The 6,927-nt window shown below is 68.6% G+C and carries 7 protein-coding genes; 6 read left to right on the top strand and 1 reads right to left on the bottom strand.

What is annotated here, in order from left to right:
* Entirely contained in the window at positions 1–1,266 is a 1,266-nt protein-coding gene (gene ccrA / locus VAE46_RS03955; protein WP_322795620.1) for a crotonyl-CoA carboxylase/reductase, read from the top strand.
* 87 nt (positions 1,267–1,353) lie between these two features.
* Here the strand turns inward: ccrA and VAE46_RS03950 are convergent, their stop codons facing one another.
* Positions 1,354–2,715 (bottom strand): MFS transporter, encoded by a 1,362-nt coding sequence (locus VAE46_RS03950; protein ID WP_322795619.1) that lies wholly within the window; start codon positions 2,713–2,715, stop codon positions 1,354–1,356.
* Positions 2,716–2,872: 157 nt separating this feature from the next.
* Between VAE46_RS03950 and VAE46_RS03945 the strand changes: the two genes are divergently transcribed.
* The 5 genes from VAE46_RS03945 to VAE46_RS03925 all read left to right on the top strand — a co-directional run.
* A complete protein-coding gene (locus VAE46_RS03945) occupies positions 2,873–4,045 on the top strand; it encodes an acyl-CoA dehydrogenase family protein (RefSeq protein ID WP_322795618.1) in 1,173 nt (390 codons plus the stop codon).
* A gap of 57 nt (positions 4,046–4,102) precedes the next feature.
* Positions 4,103–4,579, top strand: a complete 477-nt coding sequence (locus tag VAE46_RS03940; protein ID WP_322795617.1) for a MaoC family dehydratase — start codon at positions 4,103–4,105, stop codon at positions 4,577–4,579.
* A gap of 5 nt (positions 4,580–4,584) precedes the next feature.
* Positions 4,585–5,136 (top strand): hypothetical protein, encoded by a 552-nt coding sequence (locus VAE46_RS03935; RefSeq protein ID WP_322795616.1) that lies wholly within the window; start codon positions 4,585–4,587, stop codon positions 5,134–5,136.
* A 59-nt stretch (positions 5,137–5,195) separates the two neighbouring features.
* Positions 5,196–6,146: a M23 family metallopeptidase gene (locus VAE46_RS03930; RefSeq protein ID WP_322795615.1), complete on the top strand. Its 951-nt coding sequence runs from the start codon at positions 5,196–5,198 to the stop codon at positions 6,144–6,146.
* Between the two features lie 155 nt (positions 6,147–6,301).
* A partial coding sequence (locus VAE46_RS03925; protein WP_322795614.1) for a COX15/CtaA family protein occupies positions 6,302–6,927 on the top strand: 626 nt, incomplete at its 3' end.

The raw sequence follows: 6,927 nt of genomic DNA, 5'->3' as shown, positions 1-6,927 counted from the left end.
ATGACGACCGAGACCCTGAAGGACCTGTACGAAATCGGCGAGATGCCGCCGCTGGGCCATGTGCCGGCGAAGATGTATGCGCAGGTGATCCGGCAGTCCCGCTTCGGGCAGCCGACCCAGGCGTTCCAGATCGAAGTGATCGATGTGCCGGAGATCGGCCCCGATGATGTGCTGGTGTACGTGATGGCGGCCGGCGTGAACTACAACAACGTCTGGGCGGGCCTCGGCGTGCCGGTCGACGTGATCGCCGCGCGGCAGAAGGAAGGCCAGCCCTGGGACCACCACATCGGCGGCTCCGACGCCTCGGGCATCGTCTGGAAGGTGGGCGCGAACGTCACCAACGTGAAGGTCGGCGATGAGGTCGTCATCCACTGCGGAACGTGGGACATCCACGCGCCGGGGGTGCTGGCGGGCATCGACCCGATGTATGACCCGAGCTACCGCATCTGGGGCTACGAGACAACGTGGGGCTCCTTCGCGCAGTTCACGAAAGTGCAGGCACACCAGTGCATGCCGAAGGCTCCGCACCTGACCTGGGAGGAGGCGGCGGCGCCAACGCTGGTGGGTGCGACCGCCTACCGGATGCTCCACGGGTGGCCGCCGCACGACATTCGCGAAGGCGATGTGGTGCTCGTCTGGGGCGGCGCCGGCGGGCTGGGTTCGATGGCGATTCAGCTGGCCGCCCTGGCCGGTGCGAAGCCCATCGCCGTGGTTTCGAGCGAATCGAAGTTCGAGTTCTGCATGAAGCTTGGCGCGGTGGGCTGCATCAACCGGAAGGCGTTCGACCACTGGGGCCGCCTGCCGGACTGGACGGACAACGAGGCGATGGCGAAGTTCACCGCGGGCGCGCGGGCCTTCGGCAAGGCGATCTGGGACATCCTCGGCGAGCGGAAGAACCCCCGGATCGTCTTCGAGCACCCCGGGCAGGACACGATCCCGACCTCGATGTTCGTCTGCGATACGGGCGGCATGGTCGTGGTCTGCGCCGGCACGACCGGGTACAACGCGGACGTCGACCTGCGCTACCTGTGGATGCGGCAGAAGCGGCTGCAGGGCTCGCACTTCGCGAACGATGAGCAGTCGTACGCTTTCAATCAGCTGGTAGTGGACGGAAAGATCGACCCGTGCCTCTCGAAGGTGTTCCGGTTCGAAGAGACGGGACTCTGCCATCAGCTGATGTATGAGAACCGCCACCCGGACGGGAACATGGCGATCCTGGTGGGCGCGCCCCGGACGGGCCTCAAGACGATGCGCGAATCCGCCTGAGGGGGAACGCAGGCGCTGGACAGGCGGCCCGGGCGTGATGCCCGGGCCGTTTGCTGACGTGCGCGTGACTGCACGGCGGAAGATTTGCTAGGCGCCGATCGCCGGGCCGGGGCGCTCTTCCCCCTGGCCGGGGGCCGGCGACGCGTAGACCTGGGCCCTCGGCTGGAGCCGGCCGAAGATGTGGCCGGGCTGGAAGAGCGCCATCAGCACCATGAACGCCGCCACGAAGAGGCCCTGGGCGGTGAACATGGCGCGGGCGCCGATGACATCGGCGAGCTGGCCAAGGGGCCAGGCCATGAGCGGCATCGCGCTGAAGCTGAGCATGTTGATGCTCATCACGCGGCCATAGAACTCCGGGCGGGAAGCTTCCATGGTGAGGGTGCTGTTGATGGTCTGGTAGGCGGTGAGCGACAGGCCGAGGACGAGGGTCGCGGCGAGGGCGCCGGCGAAGCCGAAAACCTGGGAGCCGAGCGCAAGCGCGACCAGGCCCGCGCCGCCGACGAGCCCCGAGACCCACTGGAGCAACGCTTTGCGGTCGAATTCGGTCAGTGAGGCGATGACGAGGGAGGCAAGGAGGGCGCCCGCGCCGGAGACGGACTGGAGGAAGCCGTATTCGCGCTCGCCCTGGCCGAGGTCTTCCTGGACGAAGCCGGCCAGCAGCATGACGTAGGGCATCACCAGGAAGGCGACCGTGAACATCATCAGGTTGAGTGTGCGGAGGCGGGCATCGCGGGCGACGTAGCGGAGGCCGTCGCCGATTTCGCGCCACATGCCCTGGCGGGCGGGCTGCCCGAAGCCGGGCGCCTGGCGACCGAGGCCGGTGGGCACGGTCAGCAGGGTGAGGCAGGCGAGGCCGTAGAGACCGGCCTGGAAGAAGTAGACCGACTCGAGGTTCCATGCGCCGACCATCACGCCGGCCAGCGCGGGGCCGAAGAGGCGGGTAAAGTTCATGGCCGCGTTCGACATGGCCATGGCGGCCATCAGGTGCTGGGGGCCGACCACGTAGACCATCAGCGGCATGCGGGCCGGCATCCCGAGGGCCATGGCGGTGCCGCCGCCAAGCCCGAGGACGAACAGCCAGCCGATCGTGATGGTGTCGGTCACGAGCATGAGGGCGTTGATGAGGGCCAGGAGGCCGGTGGCGGACTGAGAGGCGAGGGTGAGGTTGCGCTTTTCGAAGCGGTCGGCGAGCGAGCCGCCCACGAGCGAGAAGAGAAGCATCGGCAGGCCGAACGACAGCGAGATGAGGCCGACCGCGCCGAACGAGCCGGTGAGGTGCCACGCCAGGAGGGCGCGGGCCACCATCTGCATCTGCATGCCGGTGAAGGAGAAGAGGGAGGAGAGCCAGAGCGAGCGGTAGTGCCGGTTTCGGAAGACCACAAGGCCGGCGCGGAAGGACGGCCGGGAGGCCCCGCGCGGGGCGGGCGGCGGGGGGCGGAACTCAGCCACGCCTGACCCCCCGTCGGCCCCGAACGACATTCCCCTGCCGATTCATTCGGCGCATTCTAACCAACTGCGGCGAGGGCCGGGGGGTGGGCGCGCGCATCGTCCGTAGCGGCCGGCTGGGCCATACTTCGTACACCTCTGTTTGAAACGGGATGACGCCATGGCACGGGATTACGCCGCTGATATCAACGACCCGGTCGCGCGGGAGATTGTGACGAACGTAGGGGTGTGGGTGGACCGCGAGGTGAAGCCGGTCGCCAGCCAGTACGAGCACGCCGACGAGTTCCCTGACCCGCTAGTCAAGGGGATGTCGCAGATGGGGCTGTTCGGCATCAAAATCCCGGAGAAGTACGGCGGGCTGGACCTGACCTTCGAGTGCTATGCCGGGGTCTGCATGGAGCTGGCGCGGGGCTGGATGAGCCTCGCCGGGATCATCAACACCCACGTGCTGGTGGGCTACGCCATTTCGGAGTACGGCACCGAAGAGCAGAAGCAGAAGTATCTGCCCCGCATGGTGGAGCCGGAGATCCGCTGCGCCCTGAGCATCACCGAGCCGGACGCGGGGTCGGACGCGCAGGCGATCAAGACAACGGCCCGCCGGGACGGGGACGACTACATCATCAACGGCCAGAAGATGTGGGTGACGAACGGCCAGCGCGCCGGCGTCTACCTGGTGCTGACCAAGACCGACCCCGAGGCCCAGCCGCGGCACCGGGGGATCACCGCCTTCCTCGTCGATGCGGGGACGCCCGGGTTCACCCCGGGCCGGAAGCTGGAGAAGCTCGGCTACAAGGGCGTGGAGACGACGGAGCTGACGTTCGATGACGCGCGGGTGCCAGCCACGCAGGTGCTCGGCGGGCGCGAGGGCCAGGGGTTCCAGCACGTCATGAGCGCGCTGGAGGTCGGGCGCATCAATGTGGCGGCGCGCGGCGTCGGGGTCGCCCAGGCGGCGTTCGACGACGCGATCCGCTACGCGCAGAAGCGCGAGGCGTTCGGGAAGCCGATTTTCGAGCACCAGGCCCAGCAGCTGCGGCTGGCCGAGATGATCACGAAAATCCGGGCCGCGCGCCTGCTGACGCTCGATGCGGCGCGCAAGAAAGACTCGGGGGTGCGCAGCGACCTGGATGCCGGGATGGCGAAGCTGTTCGCGACCGAGATCGCGCAGGAGTGCGTGCTGGATGCGATGCGCATCCACGGCGGCGTGGGCTACAGCAAGGAGCTCCCGCTGGAGCGGTACTACCGCGATGCGCCGCTGATGGTCATCGCCGAGGGCACCAGCGACATCCAGAAGATCGTGATTGCGCGCAACATCGTGAAGGACTACCCGGTCTAGGCAGACGGGCAGCGGTCGCCAGCCTTCGCAACGACACCACGAGTGAGGGAGCCAACCATGACGGTGTACGACGGACGGGACAAATTCGGGCGGTACTACGAGGATTTCGAGGTCGGTGATGTGTACAGGCACTGGCCGGGCAAGACCATCACCGAGGCGATGGACCACCTGTTCTGCGACATCACGATGAACCACCACCCGCTGCACAGCGACCGCTGGTACGCGGAGGAAGAGACGCATTTCAAGCAGAATGTGGTGGTGGGCAACCTGGTGTACTCGCTCGTGCTGGGGATGAGCGTTCCCGACGTTTCGGGCAAGGCGATCGCCAACCTGGAGATCGAGAGCCTGAAGCACCTGAAGCCCACGTTCCACGGCGACACCATCCGGGCCGAGACGACGGTGCTCGATAAGAAGGAGACCTCCGACGGGACGCGCGGCATCGTGACGGTGGAAACCCGCGGGTTCAACCAGCGCGGCGAGGAAGTGTGCTACTTCCGCCGCAAGGTGATGGTGCCGAAACGGCCGACCGGGTGATGGCCGTGGCCGGCACCGTGACGCCGCGCCTGCCGTTCGACCTCCAGCCCGACGAGGCGGTGCTGGCGCACGTACGCCGCCACTGGCTCTACTTTTCGCTTCGGATGGCCGGCATCGTGGCGGCGGGGGTCGGGGGCACGGCGTTGCTGGCCTGGCTTTCCTGGGGGCTGCTCGACCTCGAAGGCACAGCATCGCGGGTGGCGATGGTGGTGGTCGCGGGGTGGGCCACGGCCTGGGCGGTGCGGGGCTACTTCACCTGGTACCGCTACCAGAACGACACGTGGACGGTCACCAACCAGCGGCTGGTGGATTCGCTGAAGCGGCACTGGTTCCACCACCAGATGGCCTCGGCCGACCTCGTGGACGTGGAGGACCTGCGCATCGTACGCAGCGGGGTGCTCTCAACCCTGTTCGATTTCGGCGCCGTGCAATGCCAGACAGCCGGCAACGTGCCGAACTTCGTGCTCGCGGGCGTGCCGAAGCCGTCGCGCCTGCTGGCGGTGGTCGATGCGGCGCGGGACGCGGCGCGGCGTTCGCTCGGGCGGCCGCCCGCCTGACAGCTTCGCATTTACGCCGGCTTGATGCCGGGTCCGTGGCTGCGCGCTAGGCTTGGCGCATGGTTTCGCGGCGGCGGATCCTCGGGGCGCTGGGGCTGGCGGCAACCGCGCCCGGGCTGGCGGCATTGCGCCTGCTGCCGGGTGCCGGCGCTGCATCGGCGCAGCCGGGCCCGGACCGGCCGTTCCGGGCGGTTGCGCCGCTGGTGGGCACGGACGGACCGCGGGCGGCGGTCACCCTCTCGTTTCGGAACCCCTTCCAGGGCGGTGCGGTGTACCTGAGCGTGCAACATGCCCTTGCGGCTGAGGCGCGGCTGTTCGGCCGGGCGTATGCACTGGCGCCGGGGGCCGGGGTGCTCGAAGGATTCGTTGGCGTCGGGGTGGCGGACCCGCCCGGGCCGGCCGCCATCGGCATCTCCGGGGTGGACCTGGCAGGGCACGCCTTCACCTACTCCGAACCGATCACCATCCGGGCGACGAGCTGGACGTACGACGACATCTGGCTGCCGCCGCCGGACCCGCATGCGCCACCGCCGCTCGAGCCGGAGCAGCCGCGGCTCGATGCGCTCTACGCGACCGTGACGCCGCGGCAGTGGGAGCTCCCCTTCATCATCCCGGTCGAACTCGGCGGACCGGTGTTCATCAGCGGCTACTTTGGCGAGCAGCGCTCGTTCAATGGCGGCCCCCGGACGGGCCACCACGGCGGGACCGATATCGGCGCGCCGATGGGAACGCCCGTTCGGTCGACGAACTACGGCACGGTGGTGCTAAGCGAGCTTACGCTGGTGCGCGGCGAGCTGGTCGTGGTCGACCACGGCGCGGGTGTGCTTTCGTGCTACGGGCATCTTTCCGAACGGCGCGTGGCGGTTGGGGAGCAGGTTCGGCGCGGCGACATCGTGGGGCTGGTGGGTTCGACCGGGCTTTCGAGCGGGCCGCATCTGCACTGGGAGCTGTCGGTCGGCGGGGTGCTGGTGGACGGGCTCCGCTGGCTGGACGGGACACAGGGGTTTTAGGGCCGAGGGTCAGCGAAACCGGGGTCGGTCGGCTCCTTGCGCGAGGGGCTTCGGAAGTGGCACGCTGACGGTGCAGAGGGTGCGGGCGAGGGGACCGCCAGCACCGGCAGAGCATGGCATTGGCGACTCCGCCGGAAAGGCTGCTGAGCAGAGGGATGATCGTCGCCCAACGCATTGCCATCGTCACCGTCCTGATGACCCTGCTCCTCATCGCCGTCGGCGCGTTTGTGCGCGCCACAGGCTCCGGGCTCGGGTGTCCCGACTGGCCGCTCTGCCACGGGCAGGCGGTGCCGCCGGGCCACCAGGAGGCCTGGATCGAGTTCTCGCACCGGTTTGTGGCCTCGATTGTGGGCGTGCTGGTGGTCACGGTGGCCGTGCTGGCGTGGAAGCACTACCGGCACGTGCCGCTGATCACGTGGACCGCCACGGCGACGGTACCGCTGGTGGGCTTCCAGGGGCTGCTGGGGGCGATTACCGTGGTGCGCGAGCTCCCGCCCGAGATCGTGGCGACCCACCTCGTCACGGCGATGGTGGTCCTGAGCTGCGAGATTGTGGTGGCCGTGGGGATGTGGATGGAGGATGAGCGTCACCGGGCCTACTTCGAGCGGGTGCGCACGGTCAGCCACGTGCCCGGGCGCTGGGCGCTGGCGGGGCTGGCGTGGCTGGCGGTCACCTTCTGGGTGGGCGGCTACATGGCCGAGAGCGGCGCGAGCACGGCGTGCTCAGGCTGGCCGCTCTGCAACGGCGGCGTGCTGCCCGCTGCCGATGACCAGGAGATCAC

The organism is Tepidiforma sp. (assembly GCF_034433535.1).
Classification (GTDB): domain Bacteria; phylum Chloroflexota; class Dehalococcoidia; order Tepidiformales; family Tepidiformaceae; genus Tepidiforma.
This window is presented reverse-complemented; position numbering and strand designations above follow the sequence as displayed.

Coding starts and splice junctions, on each gene's coding strand:
- ccrA (WP_322795620.1), top strand. CDS start 1: ATGACGACCGAGACCCTGAAGGACCTGTACGAAATCGGCGAGATGCCG.
- VAE46_RS03945 (WP_322795618.1), top strand. CDS start 2,873: ATGGCACGGGATTACGCCGCTGATATCAACGACCCGGTCGCGCGGGAG.
- VAE46_RS03940 (WP_322795617.1), top strand. CDS start 4,103: ATGACGGTGTACGACGGACGGGACAAATTCGGGCGGTACTACGAGGAT.
- VAE46_RS03930 (WP_322795615.1), top strand. CDS start 5,196: ATGGTTTCGCGGCGGCGGATCCTCGGGGCGCTGGGGCTGGCGGCAACC.